20 protein-coding genes are annotated in these 19558 nt (G+C 44.1%); 18 read left to right on the top strand and 2 right to left on the bottom strand.

Annotated features, from left to right (window positions below; genetic code table 11):
* Window positions 1-190 precede the first annotated feature (190 nt).
* The 6 genes from FRX45_RS20695 to FRX45_RS20670 all read left to right on the top strand — a co-directional run bounded on the left by FRX45_RS20695 (window position 191) and on the right by FRX45_RS20670 (window position 6395).
* Window positions 191-973: an MlaE family ABC transporter permease gene (locus tag FRX45_RS20695; RefSeq protein WP_152270390.1), complete on the top strand. Its 783-nt coding sequence runs from the start codon at window positions 191-193 to the stop codon at window positions 971-973.
* Between the two features lie 6 nt (window positions 974-979).
* Window positions 980-1753, top strand: coding sequence for an ABC transporter ATP-binding protein (locus FRX45_RS20690; protein WP_152270389.1), 774 nt, complete (start codon window positions 980-982; stop codon window positions 1751-1753).
* On the top strand, window positions 1753-2754 hold the full coding sequence (locus FRX45_RS20685) for an MlaD family protein (protein WP_152270388.1): 1002 nt from the start codon (window positions 1753-1755) through the stop codon (window positions 2752-2754). Before FRX45_RS20690 ends, FRX45_RS20685 begins: the two co-directional genes overlap by 1 nt.
* A 120-nt stretch (window positions 2755-2874) precedes the next feature.
* Window positions 2875-3585: a hypothetical protein gene (locus FRX45_RS20680; protein ID WP_152270387.1), complete on the top strand. Its 711-nt coding sequence runs from the start codon at window positions 2875-2877 to the stop codon at window positions 3583-3585.
* A 482-nt stretch (window positions 3586-4067) separates the two neighbouring features.
* Complete coding sequence (locus FRX45_RS20675) at window positions 4068-5024, top strand: NAD(P)-dependent alcohol dehydrogenase (protein WP_152270386.1); 957 nt, start codon at window positions 4068-4070, stop codon at window positions 5022-5024.
* Window positions 5025-6038: 1014 nt separating this feature from the next.
* A complete protein-coding gene (locus FRX45_RS20670; RefSeq protein WP_152270385.1) occupies window positions 6039-6395 on the top strand; it encodes a hypothetical protein in 357 nt (118 codons plus the stop codon).
* An 86-nt stretch (window positions 6396-6481) separates the two neighbouring features.
* Here the strand turns inward: FRX45_RS20670 and FRX45_RS20665 are convergent, their stop codons facing one another.
* Window positions 6482-6865 (bottom strand): rhodanese-like domain-containing protein, encoded by a 384-nt coding sequence (locus tag FRX45_RS20665; protein ID WP_152270384.1) that lies wholly within the window; start codon window positions 6863-6865, stop codon window positions 6482-6484.
* Between the two features lie 337 nt (window positions 6866-7202).
* Here FRX45_RS20665 and FRX45_RS20660 point away from each other — a divergent pair, with 337 nt between their 5' ends.
* From FRX45_RS20660 to FRX45_RS20625, 9 genes are all read left to right on the top strand, one after another.
* On the top strand, window positions 7203-7535 hold the full coding sequence (locus FRX45_RS20660) for a tRNA-binding protein (protein WP_152270383.1): 333 nt from the start codon (window positions 7203-7205) through the stop codon (window positions 7533-7535).
* Window positions 7536-7579: 44 nt separating this feature from the next.
* On the top strand, window positions 7580-8104 hold the full coding sequence (locus FRX45_RS20655; protein ID WP_152270382.1) for a methylated-DNA--[protein]-cysteine S-methyltransferase: 525 nt from the start codon (window positions 7580-7582) through the stop codon (window positions 8102-8104).
* A 126-nt stretch (window positions 8105-8230) separates the two neighbouring features.
* On the top strand, window positions 8231-9451 hold the full coding sequence (locus tag FRX45_RS20650; RefSeq protein WP_152270381.1) for a TCR/Tet family MFS transporter: 1221 nt from the start codon (window positions 8231-8233) through the stop codon (window positions 9449-9451).
* A gap of 119 nt (window positions 9452-9570) precedes the next feature.
* Window positions 9571-10269, top strand: a complete 699-nt coding sequence (locus FRX45_RS20645; protein WP_152270380.1) for an orotidine 5'-phosphate decarboxylase / HUMPS family protein — start codon at window positions 9571-9573, stop codon at window positions 10267-10269.
* Window positions 10270-10433: 164 nt separating this feature from the next.
* Complete coding sequence (locus FRX45_RS20640; RefSeq protein WP_152270379.1) at window positions 10434-11459, top strand: zinc-binding dehydrogenase; 1026 nt, start codon at window positions 10434-10436, stop codon at window positions 11457-11459.
* Between the two features lie 211 nt (window positions 11460-11670).
* Entirely contained in the window at window positions 11671-12495 is an 825-nt protein-coding gene (locus FRX45_RS20635) for an SDR family NAD(P)-dependent oxidoreductase (protein WP_152270378.1), read from the top strand.
* A 205-nt stretch (window positions 12496-12700) separates the two neighbouring features.
* Window positions 12701-12883 carry an alpha/beta hydrolase-fold protein gene (locus FRX45_RS23910; protein WP_394350044.1) on the top strand — a complete coding sequence of 61 codons (183 nt, stop codon included), beginning with the start codon at window positions 12701-12703 and terminating at the stop codon, window positions 12881-12883.
* The gene (locus tag FRX45_RS20630; RefSeq protein WP_152270377.1) at window positions 12880-13446 is read left to right on the top strand and encodes an alpha/beta hydrolase; all 567 of its coding nucleotides are present in this window, start codon (window positions 12880-12882) and stop codon (window positions 13444-13446) included. Before FRX45_RS23910 ends, FRX45_RS20630 begins: the two co-directional genes overlap by 4 nt.
* Window positions 13447-13580: 134 nt before the next feature.
* Window positions 13581-14726, top strand: a complete 1146-nt coding sequence (locus FRX45_RS20625) for an IscS subfamily cysteine desulfurase (protein ID WP_193311794.1) — start codon at window positions 13581-13583, stop codon at window positions 14724-14726.
* Between the two features lie 82 nt (window positions 14727-14808).
* Here the strand turns inward: FRX45_RS20625 and FRX45_RS20620 are convergent, their stop codons facing one another.
* Entirely contained in the window at window positions 14809-16302 is a 1494-nt protein-coding gene (locus FRX45_RS20620) for a gluconokinase (RefSeq protein WP_152270376.1), read from the bottom strand.
* Window positions 16303-16463: 161 nt separating this feature from the next.
* Here FRX45_RS20620 and FRX45_RS20615 point away from each other — a divergent pair, with 161 nt between their 5' ends.
* The 3 genes from FRX45_RS20615 to FRX45_RS20605 are packed head-to-tail and all read left to right on the top strand — an operon-like array spanning window position 16464 to window position 19503.
* Window positions 16464-18203, top strand: coding sequence for a GMC oxidoreductase (locus FRX45_RS20615; RefSeq protein WP_152270375.1), 1740 nt, complete (start codon window positions 16464-16466; stop codon window positions 18201-18203).
* Between the two features lie 51 nt (window positions 18204-18254).
* Window positions 18255-18929: a gluconate 2-dehydrogenase subunit 3 family protein gene (locus FRX45_RS20610; RefSeq protein ID WP_152270374.1), complete on the top strand. Its 675-nt coding sequence runs from the start codon at window positions 18255-18257 to the stop codon at window positions 18927-18929.
* Between the two features lie 25 nt (window positions 18930-18954).
* Window positions 18955-19503, top strand: coding sequence for a hypothetical protein (locus tag FRX45_RS20605; RefSeq protein WP_152270373.1), 549 nt, complete (start codon window positions 18955-18957; stop codon window positions 19501-19503).
* The last annotated feature ends 55 nt before the right edge of the window (window positions 19504-19558 follow it).

The raw sequence follows: 19558 nt of genomic DNA, 5'->3' as shown, positions 1-19558 counted from the left end.
TATTATCATGATAAAGGATAAAAAATTTAATTCCGGAGATATTAACCCCGGGCAGTTTTTCCGGGATATATCTTTGCTCCTCACGAGGTCAATGTGGAAAAAAATCCCCGCATCTCTTCAAATCTATGCTTTACCATTTACGGCATCATTATTAAAGCGGTAGTAGTTATTATTCTATTATTTGTGTTACATGAACTCAAAACCCCGGATACACGTTCTCTCGGAAAAGCTGGATGGTTTTTTCGGGGAGGTATACAATAATGTTCTTTTTATTGGCAGGTTCTTCAGTGAACTGGGGCCTCCGTATGAATGGAAGGAAATTATACGGCAGTGTTATATGGTAGGATACCGGTCACTTCCGCTTATATCTGTTACCAGTTTTGTAATAGGTATCGTATTTACCAAGCAGTCGCGTCCATCCTTATCTGAATTTGGAGCAGAATCATGGTTGCCGTCTCTTGTTGCCATTGCCATTTTCAGAGCGCTGGCGCCTCTTGTAACCGCGCTGATCGCCGCCGGGAAGGTGGGATCCAATATTGGCGCCGAGCTGGGGTCTATGCGGGTAACAGAGCAAATTGATGCTATGGAAGTATCCGCAACCAATCCATTCAAATTTTTGGTGGTAAGCCGTGTCATCGCTACTTCTCTTATGCTGCCTGTACTGATGTTTTATATGGCTTTTATCAGTATGATCGGGGCTTATCTTAATATACTGGTGAATGAAGACACCAGCCTGGTTGCCTTTTTTGGTAATGCACTGGAAAAGATCAGTTTTCTCGACTTTTTTTCGTCATTGATCAAAACCATTGTTTTTGGATTCAGTATCGGCATTATCGGCGCTTACCAGGGGTATAATGCCACACAGGGTACACAGGGCGTGGGCAGGGCCGCTAATGCAGCGGTAGTAACGGCCATGTTTGTTGTATTCATAGAAGAAATTGTTGCCGTTCAAATCACCAACTGGTTCAGATAATAAATTATGCATAAAAAAGAAATACATACAGACAAGCGGGAAGTGGTTATTGCTGTCAGGCAATTGCAAAAGTCTTTTGCAAACAATCATGTACTGCGGGGTGTAGACCTTGATGTGCATCAGGGAGAAAATGTGGTGGTGCTTGGCCGCTCGGGAACGGGAAAATCTGTATTGATAAAAATTATAGCGGGTTTGCTTAAACAGGACAGCGGAACGGCAATGGTGTTGGGAGAAAATGTAGCAACGCTTGACCGTAAAGAACTACGGAAGTTCAGGCTCAGGATCGGGTTTTCTTTTCAAAGCAGCGCGCTCTACGATAGCATGACGGTGCGGGAGAACCTGGAATTTCCCCTGTTGCGCAATTCCAGGAACCTTGGCCGGGCGGCCGTGGATAAAGCCGTACAGGAGGTGCTGGAAGATGTAGGTTTACCGCAAACCGTTAACCAGTTTCCTGCTGAACTGTCGGGCGGACAGCGCAAACGCATTGGCATTGCACGCACCTTAATTATGCGTCCTTCAGTGATGTTATACGATGAGCCTACGGCCGGACTTGATCCAATAACCAGTGTAGAAATCAACAGCCTTATTAACGAGGTGCAGGAACGCTATAATACCTCTTCCATTATTATTACCCACGATCTTACCTGTGCAAAGGCAACCGGCGACAGGATGGCTGTGCTGCTGGATGGAAAATTTGAGAGCGTGGGAAGTTTTGAAGAAGTGTTTGCAACAAACGATGAAAGGATAAACAGTTTTTATGATTATAACTTTATTGACTGATGGAAACAAAAAAAAATAAAAGAGCAACAATGGTGGGCCTCTTTGTCGTTATTGGGATTATTATATTTCTGGCTGGTATATTTACCCTGGGCGGTCAGCAGAAAGCATTTGTAAGAACCATATCGGTAACGGCTATTTTTGATGATGTAAGCGGATTGCAACAGGGCAACAATGTGTGGTTTTCGGGGGTGAAAGTAGGAACCGTTAAAAAGATTGAGTTTTACAATAAGTCGCAGGTGAAAGTAACCCTGCATATTGAAAACAAAGCCCGGGAGTTTATCCGTGCCGATGCAAAAGCTAAAATTGGATCTGACGGATTAATTGGGAATAAACTTATTGTCATTTCGGGGGGCAGCCCCAGTGCACCTGCCATTGAAGGAGATGAAAACCTGGCAATAGAAGGCTCTATTGATACAGATGATATGATGAGTACCCTGCAGGAAAGCAATAACAATCTCCTTAATATTACCACTGATTTTAAAAAGCTAAGTAATAACCTGGCCGCAGGACAGGGATCGCTCGGCGCTTTACTCAATGAACGTGATTTATATAACCAACTGGAAGCAGTTGTAACGAGGCTTAATGCAGCAGCTCAAAACAGCGAGAAATTAACGGGCAGTCTTGCTCATTATACCAGCAGGTTAAATGCCCCCGGAACATTATCGGCTGATCTTATCAGTGATACGGTAATTATGCCCAACCTGAAAGCTGCTGCCAGCCAGTTGAATATTGCTTCACAGAATACCTCAGCGCTTACCAACAACCTAAAAAACGCTATCAGTAACCTGGATAGTAACAACAATGCTATAGGGGTATTGCTGCATGATGAAAAGGCAGCGTCGGATTTAAAATCCATTCTCGGTAATTTAAACAGCGGCAGTAAAAAGCTGGACGAAGACCTGGAAGCGCTGCAACACAATTTTCTGCTGAGGGGATTTTTCAAAAAGAAAGCCAGGAGGGAAGCGAAAGCGCTCGAAGACAGTGCGAAGGCAAATAAATGATGACGAATTTAACTACACTATAGATAACTGGATAAAGGCGTTGGAATAAATACAGCTTCGCCGGTCAGCTTGCAATAATAAAGAAAAGAATTCCGATTTAATTAACTTTGGCACAATGCTATGAAGCAATTTTTAATACTTATCGCGGCCATTTTCTTTGTATTAACAATTTGTACAGCCGGCAACAAACAGGAAAAGGAAAATCCGGCGTCCCGGAATTTTGTTAAAAAAGATCCCATCGAAAATTTTTGGAAATGGTTCAAAGCAAACCAAAAGCGGCTCAGAAAATTTGAAGACGACCCCGACAGGCATTTAACTGAAATGCTGGTACAGGCAAAGAAAATTCAGCCGGGACTTGCCATTGAACTTGAGCCACCCCAAAACGGTATTATCCATATGACGGTTTCTGCCGATGGGAATGAAGATTTATTCGGCCTTGTTAAAAATATTATCGCCAAAGCACCCGAAATTAGGGGGTGGAAGTTTATCGCTTTCCGGCAAAGAATGACTCCGGAACAGGTAAGGGGAATCAAACTAAAAGCACAGAACCACGAATTAGATCCTGAACAAATGAAGTTCTTTCCAGTAATTAACGGCGATACGCTTGACCTGATCATTTATGCAAAGGACATAACGGAAGAAAACTATAACCAGGTGGCCTATGGCGCACTGCTTTTGCTTGATAATATTCTTGGTGAATACGACTGTGTGACAAAAGTGCGCAGTTATGACTTTCATGATATGCCGTCAACGAAAGAAGAATTAGAAGACCTGATTCCCCTTTTACGCCTGGCTGCATATGTTGATGCGTTTCATAGCTCAAAAAAATAGCCCCTCCACCTTTAATCAGTCCCCGATAGAGAATAAACATTCAACCAATAAAATCGCTCGCTTCTTTACGTTCGAAAATTGTATACCGGATAATTTCCCCTGTTTTAATTATTATTCCGTATCGGCCGAATAATAAACCGGGTGGCATGGGAATCCTGTATCTTTAATGCGCGCCCCATCTATTGTTCTGTAAAGTATCTTCTGAAAGGTGGCAGTCTTCTCTTAAAATGCTCATTCAAAATAATCAACACCGCTAAATTATGGTTGCGTATTTAAAAAAGGTCTGCATAATGGTATTCAATTTAATTTTTAATAATACCATTTATGTACAGGAAGATGGCATTGATGTTTTTGTGAAAGCCCAAATGCAGAAAAGAGGAATCCCGGGATTGCAACTGGAGATCAAATAAAAAAGCTGAAAACAAACAAATAAAAGCATGGCGCACAGATAACCACCCTGATTTATTTTAATACGAACAAAAATGAAAGCAATTGTTAACATACAATACGGACCACCTGAAGTACTACAACTCAAAACGGTAGAAAAACCAGTTCCAGGGGATAATGAAATTTTGATACGCATTTTGGCCACAGCCGTAAATTCGGGTGATTTGCGTTTGCGGAGAGCGGACCCCTGGGCGGTAAGATTATTCTTTGGCTTTACAAAACCAAAGAACCCCGTTTTGGGCGGCGTTTTTTCCGGTGAAATAGAAGCATTGGGAAAAAACGTAACCCGGTTTAAAACAGGAGATCATGTGTTTGGTTCAACCGGTATGCGTTTTGGCGCTTATGCAGCATACAAATGCCTTCCGGAAGATGGGACAATATCAATAAAGCCGGGTAATATCACTCATGAAGAAGCGGCTACCATTCCATTTGGAGGAACTACTGCCCTGCACTTCCTCAAAAAAGCCAATATCAGGGATGGACAAAAAGTGCTGATCTACGGAGCATCGGGTGCAGTGGGAACGGCTGCTGTTCAGCTCGCAAAATATTTTGGTGCAGTAGTAACGGGGGTATGCAGTACCTCAAATGTGGAAATGGTAAAATCTATAGGAGCAGACAAGGTAATTGATTATACCAAAGAAGACTTTACGGCGAACGGAGAAACATACGATGTGATTTTTGAAACCGTAAACAAGCTTTCGTTTTCCAATAGTAGCAAATCCTTAAAGAATGAGGGAACACTGATCCTGGGGGCTTCAGGGCTATCACAGATGCTACGGGGTGTATGGGTTTCAATGACAACCAAAAAGAGGGTGTTGTCAGGGCCAATCAGTCAAAAAGCCGACGATGTCATTTTCCTGAAAGGCCTCGTTGAAAAAGGAAATTTTAAACCCGTAATAGACAGAAGCTATCCATTAGAAAAGATGGTTGAGGCCCACAGGTATGCAGACCAGGGACACAAAAAAGGCAATGTAGCCATCACCCTCACCTGATGAAAAGCAAAGCAGGATCAGCCACTATAATTAACCGTTAGTAAAATGGTCGCGCTGGGGGCTTCATTAGTAGCCGCTGTGGGTAGCTATGAGACCCATGCTTAACATTCAATGGGTCTCACTCTTCTCTCAATGCCCGGCTGCGAAGACTTGATCGTGACAGCGAAAATGGATTCCCCCTTCGTTGGAATTACAGGCTGTAGTTCCGCCGTGGTTCGTCTCCACAGGTAAACACGGGGCCATGCTAAAGAACGGAGATCTGCAATGATTAGAGCGAAGATGGATTCCTCTCTGCCCGGCCGGTAGCTAAGCTGCATCGGAATGACAGGCAATAGTAATAAAGCTGGGCATTAGCAGCACAGGTGTACAAATGACACGCTGATCAGGGCTGAGGAGTAAAGCATCAGAATTGTGAATGATAACCGTAGTAAGATGATCGGAGCGAAGATGGATTCCTCTCTGCCCGGCCGGTAGCTAAGCTGCATCGGAATGACAGGCAATAGTAATAAAGCTGGGCATTAGCAGCACAGGTGAACAAATGACACGCTGATCATCGGGCTGAGGAGTAAAGCATCAGAATTGTGAATGATAACCGTAATACAATGACCGGAGCGAAGGTAGATTCCTCCCTGCCTGCCAATAGCTAAGCTTCGTTGGAATGACAGGCAATGGCAATGTGGATGAGCCTTGGTAGTGAAGCTGAACAAACATCCACTGCCTGTCATACTGGGTTTGCCGCCGCGGCGGGAACGAAGTATCTGGGTTGTGAATGATAACCGTAGTAAAATGATTAATGCGAAGATAGATTCCTCCTTCGGAATGACAGGCGTGGTAATAGGCTCCAGCTTTACGTATTCCCGCCATGGTTTGTGTCACCATGAAACACTTAACAACGAGCCATCTGTATTCGTCACAGCGGGTAGGTTTTACCGTTACTAAAACCATACCGCGGTATTTGCATTCTGCACAATTTGCATCACGCATTGCCGTTACAACAACTCAAACCTTTTATTCGTGAAAAGTAATCTCTCCAAAAAATTCATAAGGTACATCTACAGCCATTTTGCCGGTAACTTTCTGGGCTTTGTCATTGGCATGGCTTCTACAAGGCTGGTATCCGATTTTTTTACCACCCGGAGCATAAAAAATATATGGGGACTTACCGCCCGTAAAACAGTAGTAGACAAGCAAACATTTCATTTTCTTGAATGGATGATCTCCATACTGATAGGATTTTTTGTGTTTGAGATCATTTCCAAATGGGTAAAGCAAAGGGCCAATGCTATGCTGCCCAAATATAAACTCACGCGCTGGATGGCAAATGATGAGGAGAAGGCTTATGCAAAAAATGATGATGAAGGAGCGGTGTAGTATTTGGGATGCAGCGTTTATAGGAACAATGCATTTGCAAATGCTTCTGTAAAGCAAGGCGCTCAATAATATGGGTATGGAAAATGTTATACTGTTGTATCCATTCCTGCTTCCTTCCAGGCTTTAATTCCGCCATCCAGGTGCGCTACATTTTCATAGCCCATTTGTTTTAAAGTGGCTGCAGCCAGCGCCGAACGTCCACCCGAAGCACAATGCAGGATAATCTTTTCATTTTTATCAAATTCAGGCCTGTGGTAGGGGAGTGAAGCATCGGCGTAAAATTCAAGCATACCCCTGGGCGCATGCACCGAACCTGGTATTTTACCGTTTTCTTTTAGCTCTTCGCTTTCCCGGATATCTATTAGCGTAGCATTCCCTTTTGATAGTTCCTCCTTAACCTGCACGGGTGTAAGATTTTCAATTTGCTGTTTGGCTTCTTTTACCAAGTCGGTAGCAGATTTTGCTGTCATATTTTTATGATTTTGTGAGTATGAATATACCAAATTTCAGAATGCAATAATGTTGGTCAGGCTAAAATGTTACTCCATTTTTTTAATGCGCTTCCAGCGTTTGTATAATCGTTAGTTCCTTTGTTGTTCTATAGCCGAAAGGCTGCCGGATAGAAACGTCACCCCGCATCGGGGTACAGTGTATAGCCGGAACCGCTGTTGGGCTTTGCACATTAGTTCACAGCCCAAAATTGCTCTTTGTTTTTCACCCCGAAGGCACTTATCCTGTAACAAATAACCATATAGGGAAAAGGTATATCAATTACTCTTTTTAGCTTTGCGGGCAATTTTTTATGCTATGGATATTTCATGGAATGATTTTGAAAAAATTGATATGAGGGTGGGAACGGTAATAGACGTTACTCCATTTCCCAAAGCCCAAAAACCATCGTACCAGCTTACCATTGATTTTGGTGCATTGGGTTTAAAAAGATCATCTGCACAGATCACCACGCTGTATACTACGGATGAACTGATTGGTAAACAGGTTATCGCTGTTGTAAATTTCCCGATTAAACAGATCGCCAATTTTTTCAGCGAATGCCTCGTATTGGGCGTATATACCGATACCAGTGATGTGGTACTGCTGCAGCCGCAGCAAAAAGTTATCAACGGTAGTAAGATAGGATAGGAATTGCCTTAAATTTGCCGGCTTGTGTTGAAAGCATTAATCAAATGATAGCAACCGGATTGTCCGTAACATATTATACTTCTCCTGTTGGTGTACTGGAAATTAAAAGTTCCGGTGAAGCCATTCATGCTATACTGTTTGTAAACGCGTGGAAAGGTCCTAAGCTTGATGAGGATGAAATGAGGGGCAATGCAAACAGTGAAACTGTGAAAGCATGTACCACCCAATTGGATGAATATTTTGAAGGGAAGCGGCGCGAATTTGATTTTCCTTTTGATCAGGATGGAACCGCGTTTCAGCAAAAGATATGGAGTGCGTTGCTGGATATACCATTTGGAAGAACCATTTCTTATTTAGAATTATCCAAGCGAACAGGCAATGTAAAAGCCATTCGTGCGGTGGGAACCACCAATGGAAAAAATCAGTTGTGTATTGTAGTGCCCTGTCATCGTGTAATTGGTTCAAATGGCAGCCTGGTGGGTTACGGCGGCGATCTGTGGCGCAAGAAATGGCTGCTTGATCATGAAGCAAAATACGCACATGGTGTACAGGAGTTGGGAGATTGGTGAGAGATGGTTGCAAGTTGCAGGGTTCATGTTTCAGGTTTCAGGGTGCAGGTGCTAAAATCTTTTCATTCTCTAATTTTCTTTAATTTTCACATTTCCACATTTTCATATCTCCACATTAATTAATTTATGCCTCTGTCAAAAAAAGCAGCATTAGGGTTTATATTCATCACATTGCTTCTTGATGTTATAGGTTTTGGTATCATCATACCGGTAATGCCTAAGCTCATTGAAGAATTGATTCATGGCGACCTGAGCGCCGCATCGCGCTGGGGCGGCTGGCTCACGTTTGCTTTTGCCATAATGCAATTTATATGTGCGCCCGTATTGGGTAATCTCAGCGATAAATATGGTAGGCGTCCGGTATTGTTGTTCTCTCTTTTTGGTTTTGGAATTGATTACATACTGCTGGCCCTGGCGCCTACTATCGGCTGGCTGTTTGTGGGTAGAATAATTGCAGGCATAACAGGCGCCAGCTTTACAACGGCATCGGCCTATATAGCTGATATTAGTGCGCCGGCAGACAGGGCCAAGAATTTTGGAATGATCGGCGCCGCCTTTGGATTGGGTTTTATTATTGGCCCGGTAATCGGTGGCTTGCTGGGTAGTATGGGACCCCGCGTTCCTTTTATTGCAGCCGCTATTTTATCGCTTATGAACTGGTTGTATGGTTATTTTGTTTTGCCTGAATCGCTGAGTAAAGAAAACCGCCGCAGCTTTAGCTGGAAGCGGGCCAATCCCATGGGTTCACTAATGCATTTGCGAAAGTACCCTGCGCTGGGCGGACTGATCGTTTCACTTATGCTGATTTATATCGCCGGCCATTCGGTGCAAAGCACCTGGGCCTTTTTTAATATGGAAAAATTTAAATGGGATGAAAAAATGGTGGGCATTTCGCTCGGCGTGGTAGGCTTGCTGGTAGGACTGGTACAGGGCGGATTGATCCGCATTGTTAATCCTAAGCTGGGCAACGAAAAAAGCATTTATGTGGGACTGGCGTTTTATACTTTGGGCTTAATATTGTTTGCCTTTGCATCGCAGGGCTGGATGATGTTTACTTTCTTAGTTCCTTATTGCCTTGGCGGTATTTGCGGCCCGGCATTGCAGGCCGTAATTTCCAATCATGTGCCCTCTAATGAGCAGGGTGAATTGCAGGGCGCTTTAACCAGCCTTATGAGCGCCACTACTATTATTGGTCCACCTGTTATGACCAACCTGTTTGCTTACTTTACCAAACAGGATGCACCTGTTTATTTTCCGGGAGCTCCTTTTCTTTTAGGCGCTATACTCATGCTGGGCAGTACCATACTGGCTTATCGCATGTTCCGAACAGAAAAAGCAGTGGCATAATCAACCGGTTTTTCCAAAAACAATACGGGAAGTTGAGTATATACGCATTAAAATAAACTCTTTACGAATAGCTTATATTTGGCGAAAAGCGATAAAAAGATTTGTTTAAATATTGTAGTATGAAACCCATTGTTCAGATATCTTTAGACCTCACGAATATTGACGAAGCCCTTGAAACAGCCGCGTTGGCCATGCGTGCCGGCGTAGACTGGCTGGAAGCGGGAACGCCATTGATCCTTGCAGAAGGCTTGCATGGTGTAAAAAAATTACGGGAAGCTTTCCCGGGCATTCCCATTGTAGCCGATTTAAAAACCATGGATGGTGGTTATCTGGAAGCCGAAATGATGGCAAAGGCAGGCGCTACGCATGTGGTGGTAATGGCAAGAGCGCATGAAGAAACCATTAAATGCGTGGTAAAAGCCGGGAAGGATTTTGGTGCAAAAGTAATGGGCGACAACCTGGGATGCCCGGATATGGTTGCGGCCGGTAAATGGCTGGAAGACCTGGGTTGTGATTATGTTATCCATCATATAGGTTACGATGAAAGGCGGGGCATAGCGGCGCGGGGTAAGCGCATGCCCAGTCCGCTGGATCAGTTGCGCGAAGTAGTGAATGCGGTTACTATACCCGTGCAGGCGGTAGGCGGACTGAGTTTGGAGCAAGCCATCCGTTGCCCCGAGTATGGAGCACCGTTAGTGGTGCTGGGCGCACCGCTTACCATTGATGCCGATGCCTTTAAAACCGCAGACGGCGACCTGGAAAGTTCGCTGCGGCTGATCTGCGAAAAAATACATGCGTATGGGGATGTGGGCAAGTAATTTGTAGTTTATGGTTTGTGGTTTATTGTTTGTAGAATCTGCAGGTTGCAATCTGATAGCCCATAAGCTTAACCTGGAAACCCGGTACCTCACACCTGAAACCTATTAACAACATTGCCCGGTTTGAAATATCAAATCTAAAATTATAAATACCAAATCATTATATGAAATCAGCAGCGGTAGTTAATTATGCACCCGAAAAAGGATCGGTTGAGATCCGTGAAATAGCGCAGCCGGAGATCGGCGAGGAAGATGTATTATTAGAAGTAGCTAACGTGGGGGTTTGCGGCAGTGATCTGCACCAGTGGACAGCGGATCATAGCTGGCACGTGAATTACCCCGTGGTTTTAGGACACGAATTTGGCGGGCATATTATTGCGCTGGGCAGTCGCGTAACAGGCTGGAAAGAAGGCGACCGCGTGGTGAGTGAAACCGCAGCGGTAATAGACCCCAATAGCCCCATGACCAAAAGCGGTTTGTATAATTTAGATCCTTCACGCAAAGGTTTTGGTTATGGCGTAAATGGCGCTATGACAAAATACGTACGTGTTCCGGCCCGATGCCTGCACCGCGTGCCCGCCCAGTTGGCATTTGAGCAGGCCTGTTTAACAGAGCCTTGTTGCGTGGCATTTAATGCAGTGGTAGAAAACAGCAGACTGAAGCCCGGCGACAGGGTAATTGTTTTGGGCCCCGGAACCATTGGCATTCTTTGTGCGGCAATGGCAAGGCTTTGTGGTGCAGAAGTGGCTATTGTAGGTTTGGAAGCCGATAAACACCGCTTAGATATTGCAAAGCAATATGGATGCGAAACCATTATAGGCGATGCCACGGCATGGGCAACCCAACGGGATGGTTTGGGTGCAGATTGTATAATTGATGCCGCGGGCGCCAGTATTACTTTAAAAATGGCCATGCAGTTGGTGCGGCCTAAAGGGCATATTGCTAAAGTAGGCTGGGGACCACAACCATTGGGCTTTTCTCTTGACCAATTGGTACAGAAAAACGTAACCCTGCAGGGCAGCTTTAGTCATAACTGGCCAATATGGGAAAGAGTGATCGCTTTACTGGCAAGCGGTCAACTGGATGTAAAACCCATTATCGGCGGCGTATGGCCCGTAACCGAATGGCATGAAGCATTCGGAAAAATGCACAGGGGAGAGGTGGTGAAGAGTGTGCTGAAACCAGTGTAGCCAGTTTGTAGTTTGTGGTTTATCATTTATAGTTAAACACTACTAAGCCATAAACTATTCTTCTTGTTAGCATTAGTTTTGAAGCATGGGGGAAAGAACCATAAACTTTAAACAACAAACCATAACTCTTCTTCCTCTTAGCTATTGGTTTTGAAGCCTGGAGTGTAAAGAACCATAGACCATAAACGACAAACCATAAACCATTCTTCCAATGCGTTTACAAAACAAAGTCATCATCATTACCGGCAGTTGCACGGGTATTGGAAAAGCCATTGCGCAACGCTGTGTGGCGGAGGGCGCCCGTGTGGTTATTCATGGGTTGGAAAAAGACTGGGGTGAGTCGGTGGTGGAAGAACTTGGAAAAGATAAAGCTGTTTTGCTTATCGAAGATATCAGTAAGGAAGGCGCTCCGCAACGGCTGGTAGATATAGCTGTTGATACGTATGGACAGTTGGATGCCGTGGTAAATAATGCAGCTATTGTTGCATCTTCCAATTTACATACTACTGATCTTGATTTTTTGAGAACGATATTAGAAGTAAATACCATTGCGCCTTTTGCATTGATAAAAGCTGCATTACCTCACCTGCGCAAACAAAAGGGCTGTGTGCTCAACATAGGATCAGTGAATGCTTTTAGCGGTGAACCCAATTTAATGGCTTACAGTATCTCCAAGGGTGCATTGATGACGCTTACCCAAAATTTGGGCGATACGCTTTTCAGGGAAGATGGGGTAAGAGTGAATCAGATCAATCCCGGGTGGGTACTTACCGAAAATGAGGCTATCCGTAAACGTGAGCACGGACTGGCAGACGACTGGTATAAAGATCTGCCCGGCGTGTATGCGCCGGCAGGCCGCATTATTTGGCCGGCAGAAATAGCCGCTGCTGCTGTATACTGGTTAGCCGATGAGTGCGGCCCTATAAGCGGACAGGTCATGACGCTGGAACAATACCCGTTTATCGGCCGCAATCCCCCAAAGGATACTTCTACTATACCGGTGAGTACAAAACCTGAAGGGAATACGAAGCACTAAGAACCAAATGGCAAGAAACAAGTTCTATACAGATGCTTCGTTCCTTAGCATGACAGACTGTTGGATATAGTTTGGCTTTTGTGCTGCAGTTCAGCCGCATACTATTGCCTGTCATGCTGACGAAGGAAGCATCCATTTTTGCTGCAGTTGTTTATGATTGCTAATAATGCTTCTGAACGGTTGATTATCAGCGCTGTGAAATTCAGTGTCATTCCCTTCTTCTGGCGCGGATATTGAATCTGTAAAAGACAGCTTCTCAATTTTCATAAAGCTACCTGACAACTATGATTCAAAACGGAAAAGAAATTTTAGTGTTGTTTACCTGCTGGATGGTAACGCTTATTTTGATGCAGTTGCTGATGAAATAAGAAAACAAAAAAAGATGTGATCTTAGTAGGCATTGGCTATAAGAATGCTTTTCTGATGGACTCATTGCGGAACAGGGATTACACATTTCCGCAGGCAGCGCGCCAGGACAGTTTCCCGACCAGTGGTGGTGCTGATCAGTTCCTGGCTTTTATAAAAACGGAGCTCATACCGTTTATTGATAAAACCTATCGCACCGATACCGCTAATCGAATTTTGATGGGACATTCATTAGGAGGGTATTTTACTTTATTTGCTATGCAACAGGGATTATCAGGCAGGAATAACCCATTTAAGCAGTACGTTTCTGCAAGCCCGTCATTGTATTACGGTGATCAATACCTTATTAAAGCTTTGCAAAATACTACGCCGGGCAATACAAATCCTCAAACTTTGATTTTAACTATTGGCGAAAATGAATTAGAAGAAGACGCAACCATTCCTGAATATTTTAATTCGTTTGTAAAGTATATGAATGATGAAAAGTATAAAAACATAAAATTGATTACTGAAGTATTCCCGTCATTTGGACACATGGACACAGGAATTCCAACTTTTACAAGAGCATTACAGGAATTAAAATAACTCATTATTTAAACTTTCACATTTCAAATTCCACATTTCTACATCTCTCACCCGCCTATTTAGTCGGGCAGGCATTTCCACATTTTCCACATATCTTTTTTATTTCAAGTAATTTTGGCCATCTGCAAAGAAATATGTTGAAGCTGCCCATATATTTAGACAACAACGCTACTACACCGGTTGACCCGGAAGTACTGCAAACCATGCTCCCTTATTTTACGGAGCATTTTGGCAATGCTGCCAGCCGCAACCATAGCTTTGGGTGGGTAGCCGAAGAAGCGGTAACCCAGGCACGTGAACAGGTGGCGCAATTAATACATGCGGAACCTGCTGAAATTGTTTTTACCTCCGGCGCTACCGAAGCCATCAACTTAGCCATGAAAGGGGCATATGAAATGTATTCCACGAAAGGCAATCATATCATAACCTGCGTTACCGAACACAAAGCCGTATTGGATACCTGCAGACATCTGGAAAAATCAGGCGCGGAGCTGACTTACCTGCGGGTGAACAGTGACGGGATAATTGATCCGGAGGCATTGGAGGCTGCCATACGGCCCAACACGATCCTCATTAGCATTATGATGGCCAACAATGAAACGGGCGTGTTGCATCCGGTTAAAGCAATAGGCGCGCTCGCTAAAGCGCATGGTATTCTTTTTTTTACAGATGCCACGCAGGCTGTAGGGAAAATACCTGTTGATGTGCAGGCGGATAATATTGATATGCTCTGCTTGTCTGCACATAAAATATACGGACCCAAAGGTGCAGGCGCTCTATATGTGCGCAGAAAGAATCCTCGGGTCCGGCTGGCAGCGCAGATAGATGGCGGCGGACATGAAAAAGGCATGCGTAGCGGAACACTGAATGTGCCCGGCATAGTTGCATTAGGCAAATGCTGTTCGTTATGCGTGCAAAAAGTGGATGAAGAATCCAAACGCATCACCGCATTAAGGGATCAGCTTGAAAAAAATCTAACGCAGTTGAATGTAATTAAGATAAATGGAAATACAGCGCACCGCCTTCCCAATGTAACCAATTTGTCTTTTGCAGGAATACCGGGCGACAGGCTGCTAAGGGAGATCAGCCGCACGATAGCTGTATCCTCCGGCTCCGCCTGCACTTCCGCCAATCCCGAACCCTCGCATGTACTGAAAGCGATGGGTGTAACGGATGACCTGGCTAAAAGTTCCATTCGTTTTGGATTGGGAAGATTTACCACGCAGGAAGAAATTGAATATGCCATTGATAAAGTGAAAAAAATTGCGGCAAACCTGTGAGGCTTGCCGGGCGCATACCTGTGAGATTTGCAGGGCGGCGAACCTGTGAGGCTTGCCGGGCGGTATGGCGGGGCTGCAAGCCTCACAGGTTTGCCAATTTGGGAAACTCTTTTTCCAGCGCCAGATACAGTGAGCGGAAAATAGCGAACCGGCGCATATATCTTTTATGTTTTTCAATGTCGGGATAAAATGTTTTACCGGTTTTAGAGGATGAAGGCAGGGCGCTGAAATTTTTCGACAGACCCGTTGCATAGGATCCCAGCATAGCGGCGCCAATAGCGGAAGCATCTGCCTGGTCGTTAACCACCAATTGTTTATTGAATATATCGGCCACCATTTGAACCCAAAAGTCCGATTGCACAAATCCACCGCTGGCATATATGGTTTTAATGGGATCATGGTGTTTGGTGAGTTCACAAAAAACATCATACAATGCAAAATTCACTCCTTCTAATACCGCACGTATAAAATGAGGCTGGCGATGTAAATTGTTCATGCCAAAAAAAACACCTCTTGCTGCGGCATCCCATATGGGCGCCCGTTCGCCCTGCAGGTAAGGTAAAAAGATCAATCCCTCCGCGCCGGCATCTACAGACTGCGCCTCTTCTACCAGTAACGCATAATCGCTTCCCGACTGCAATCTGCGGTCCATAAAACTTTCAGCGAACCACTGCAATACATAGCCACCATTATTTACCGCCCCTCCCTTTATAAAAACATCTTTTAACAACGGGTAACAAAACAAGGTGGGTTCCTTATTGAGTGCAGGGCTTGAAATGGTTGTACGTACTGCCCCGCTGGTGCCGATGGTTAGTGCGGCTTCATCTGCATCAAAAACACCGCTGCCTGTATTGGCCAGGCAACCATCGCTTGATCCAATAACAAAAGGTGTATTTTCTATACCAAAATATTTTTTATAAGATGGGTTCAATTCGCTTTCGGTATGTGTAACGGGCACAATTTGTGAAAGTTGTTCTGCTTTTATACCGGCAATCTGCAATGCCGTTTCACTCCACTGCAAATGTTGTATATCCTGCATGCCTGTGGCGCCGGCAATAGAATGATCAATGATGTATTTCCCAAACCAGTTGAAAAAAATGAATTCTTTCAGGGAAATGAATTTATGCGCCCGGTTAAATATTTCAGGCAAATTTTCTTTCATCCACATTATTTTACATAGCGGTAATGCCGGGTGCACAGGCACACCGGTTTGCCGGTATAGTTTTTCAGCTATTCCCGTTTCCTTTAAACGGTTTGCCTGCCGGCTGCTCCTGGTATCACCCCATAAAATGGCATGGGTTAATGGCTTGTTATTTTCATCAATGGCTATAATGCTGTGCATGGCGGCGCTGAAACAAATGCCGGCAATTGCTTCTCCCTTCAATGATAATATTATTTTTTTCAGTACACTGTTTACAGATTGTAATACCAGTTCAGGATCCTGTTCCACTTTTTCGGAAGAAGTTTGAATAGTGGTACAGGGGTATATTTCAGATAGTAATGTCTCATTATTATTTTTGCAGGCAATAACCTTTATATTTGACGTTCCTATATCTGCACCAATGATTATTGACATATTTCAATTTGTATTAGAATAAAATTAAGTTGTCTGGCCTTCATCTCACCAAAATATCAGTAATTATAAATTATACAGAAACAAAAAAGCGACTTTCATTTTAGATAAAATGCTACATTTAGGATTCACTATTAAAGAACTTTTTTAATTCAGATTATTGTATGGGAGATTTTCAAATTAAGACAAACCCCAAAAATTATGATGTGGTTATTGTAGGCTCCGGGGCAGGCGGGGGAATGGCTGCTTATATGCTGGCCAATGCAGGCGTTAAAGTTTGCCTGCTTGAAGCCGGCGCCCTTTTTGACCCTAAAAAAAATATTACACAGTTTAAATGGCCCTACGAGTCGCCGCGGCGCGGTTCCAGCACAAAATACCGCCCTTTTGGTGATTTTGATGCCTGCTACGGTGGATGGGACATTGACGGAGAACCTTATACCAAAGTATCCGGAACGGAATGGGACTGGTTCAGAGCGCGTATGATGGGTGGAAGAACCAACCATTGGGGGCGTATCTCCCTGCGTTTTGGCCCCAAAGATTTTAAAAGAAGAAGCATTGACGGGTTGGGCGAAGATTGGCCTATAGGTTATGAAGATATTAAACCCTTTTACGACAGGGTAGATAAATTAATTGGGGTATTTGGCACCAATGAAGGATTGGAGAATGACCCGGATGGTTTTTTTCTGCCGCCTCCCAAACCCAGGCTACACGAACTTTTTATAAAAGACGCAGCTACCAGGTCGGGTGTGCCGGTAATACCGGGCCGGCTTTCAATGCTTACCAAAACCGTTAATAACGAAAGGGGTGTTTGCGTGTATTGCGGGCAATGCGGAAGATCCTGCCAGTATTATGCGGATTTCTCTTCGGGCTCCGTGCTGGTAAACCCGGCGCTTGCCACAGGAAATGTGGATGTGATTGCCAATGCCATGGCACGGGAAGTAATAACGGATGATAAAGGGTTAGCAACAGGTATATCCTATGTAAACAAGGAGGATATGAACGAATACCAGGTAAATGGCAAAGTAGTAATACTGGCTGCCAGCGCCTGCGAAACATCACGGCTGATGCTCAATTCCAAATCTGCACGTCATCCCAACGGATTGGCCAACTCAAGCGATGTGGTGGGCAGGTATTTACATGATTCTACCGGTGCGGCTTTGGGTGGTTATCTTCCAAAGCTCTTTGGCAGAAAACGGTACAACGAAGATGGCGTTGGAGGTATGCATGTATATTCGCCGTGGTGGGGCGATAATAAAAAATTAGATTTTCCGCGTGGTTATCATGTTGAGTACTGGGGCGGCATGGGAATGCCTTCCTATGGTTTTGGATTTGGTATTGAAAGTCAGAACGGTAGTTATGATGTAAACGGAAAGAAAAAAGAAGCCGGTGGTTATGGCGCTTCCTTAAAAGAAGATCAGCGGTTTTTTTATGGAGCCGGTGTAGGCATGGCTGGTCGCGGGGAAGCAGTAGCAAGACGCGATAACTATTGTGAAATAGATCCGACTGTAGTAGATAAATATGGTATTCCTGTATTGCGGTTCAATGTAAAATGGAGTGATTATGAGGTAAAGCAGGCTAAACACATGAAGGAAACTTTTAAAGAGATCATGCACAATATGGGCGCTGTAATTACCTGGGGCGGAAATGACGGCCCTGAAAATAAATACGGACTCGAATCGCCAGGTAAGATCATTCATGAAGGCGGCACGGCAAGAATGGGCAGCGATCCCAAAACCTCGGCGCTCAATAAGTGGAACCAGGCGCATGATTGTAAAAACCTGTTTGTTGTGGATGGCGCGGCCTTTACATCGCAGGCCGATAAAAATATAACATGGACCATACTCGCATTGTCCATGCGTGCATCGGAATATATTATTGATGAACTGAAAAAGCAGAATCTCTGATCTCATTTTCCGGTAATATTTCTTAAATTATTATTTTTAAACATTTTAGATATGGACAGAAGAAAATCACTAAAAATAATCGGTTTGGGCTCCCTGTCTTCCACGGTTTTATTTGATGCCTGTAAACTGCCGGATAAAAAAAAGGCAGACACCACGGTGGCGGCAGGTTCAGGCAGTACGCCCGCTGCAGGCCCCGACAGGCAGCCCGAGGAAATAGCACATTATAACAATGTGGTATCCGGTAAATTTTTCACCGAACACGAAATGGCAACCATTGCCATACTGGCGGATATTATCATTCCAAAGGATGAAGTGAGCGGCAGTGCAACCGATGCCGGTGTGCCCGACTTTATTGAATTTATTGTAAAAGATATGCCCGACCACCAGGTGCCTATGCGTGGCGGTTTACGCTGGTTAGACAGGCAATGTTACCAGCGTTTCCAAAAAACATTTAAAGATAGCGAAGAGGTGCAACGCATACAGGTGGTGGAAGATATCGCCTGGCCTAAAAAAGCGAAACCGGAAATGTCGCAGGGCGTTTCTTTTTTTACGCTTATGCGTAACCTTACCTGTACCGGTTTTTATACTTCTAAAATAGGTATTGAAGATATCGGATACGTTGGCAATCAGCCCAACCAGTGGAATGGCGTACCCGATGATGTACTGAAACAATATGGACTGGCTTATACTGAAAAAGAATTAAAGGAATGTATAAGTTTCAGTTAATTTGCATGGATTAAAAGTCTTTCTTATGAATACACATTTACTTGCAGTTTGCGTGATATGCGGGCTACTAACGGGCTGCAGTACACGATATAATCCTGCCAATACACCCTTTGCTATATATCACCCTATAGCCGAAGAAAATGTTCGTAAATTAGAAAAAGGTATAACTACCCCGGGGGAAACGATTAAACTTTTTGGAGAGCCCATTAAAAAGAATATCAGCGACAGGGGCGAACGGTATGTATATGGCTATTTGGGCGATACTTTAAATGTGACCTTCGACAGCAGCCACACTGTAAGCAGCTTTTTATACCGCCCTGCGATATTTGAACCCGTTGAAGGCAATACGGATTATCAAAATAAAAAAATAAACACCGGCAGCTTAAGAAAAATACAGATATACAATACTACCCGCTTCGACCTGGAGCGGTGGTTCAGAAAGGCCAATAAAAAAGAACGCAATAATGAGCGGTTTCGCTACACGTTTACCCGCAAAAATGGCATCCTCGTAGTGTATACATTGGCCAATTATGAAGAAAGGGTATTGAGCTATACTTTTACGCCGGCGGAATAGGAAGTATTTCAAATCTCAAATTTTAAACCTACCTGCGGCATGCAGGTTTGAAATG

It is taken from the genome of Agriterribacter humi, from assembly GCF_009192765.1.
Lineage (GTDB): Bacteria > Bacteroidota > Bacteroidia > Chitinophagales > Chitinophagaceae > Agriterribacter > Agriterribacter humi.
Note: the sequence above shows the minus strand (reverse complement) of the source record. Positions and strands in the feature narration are given on the sequence as shown.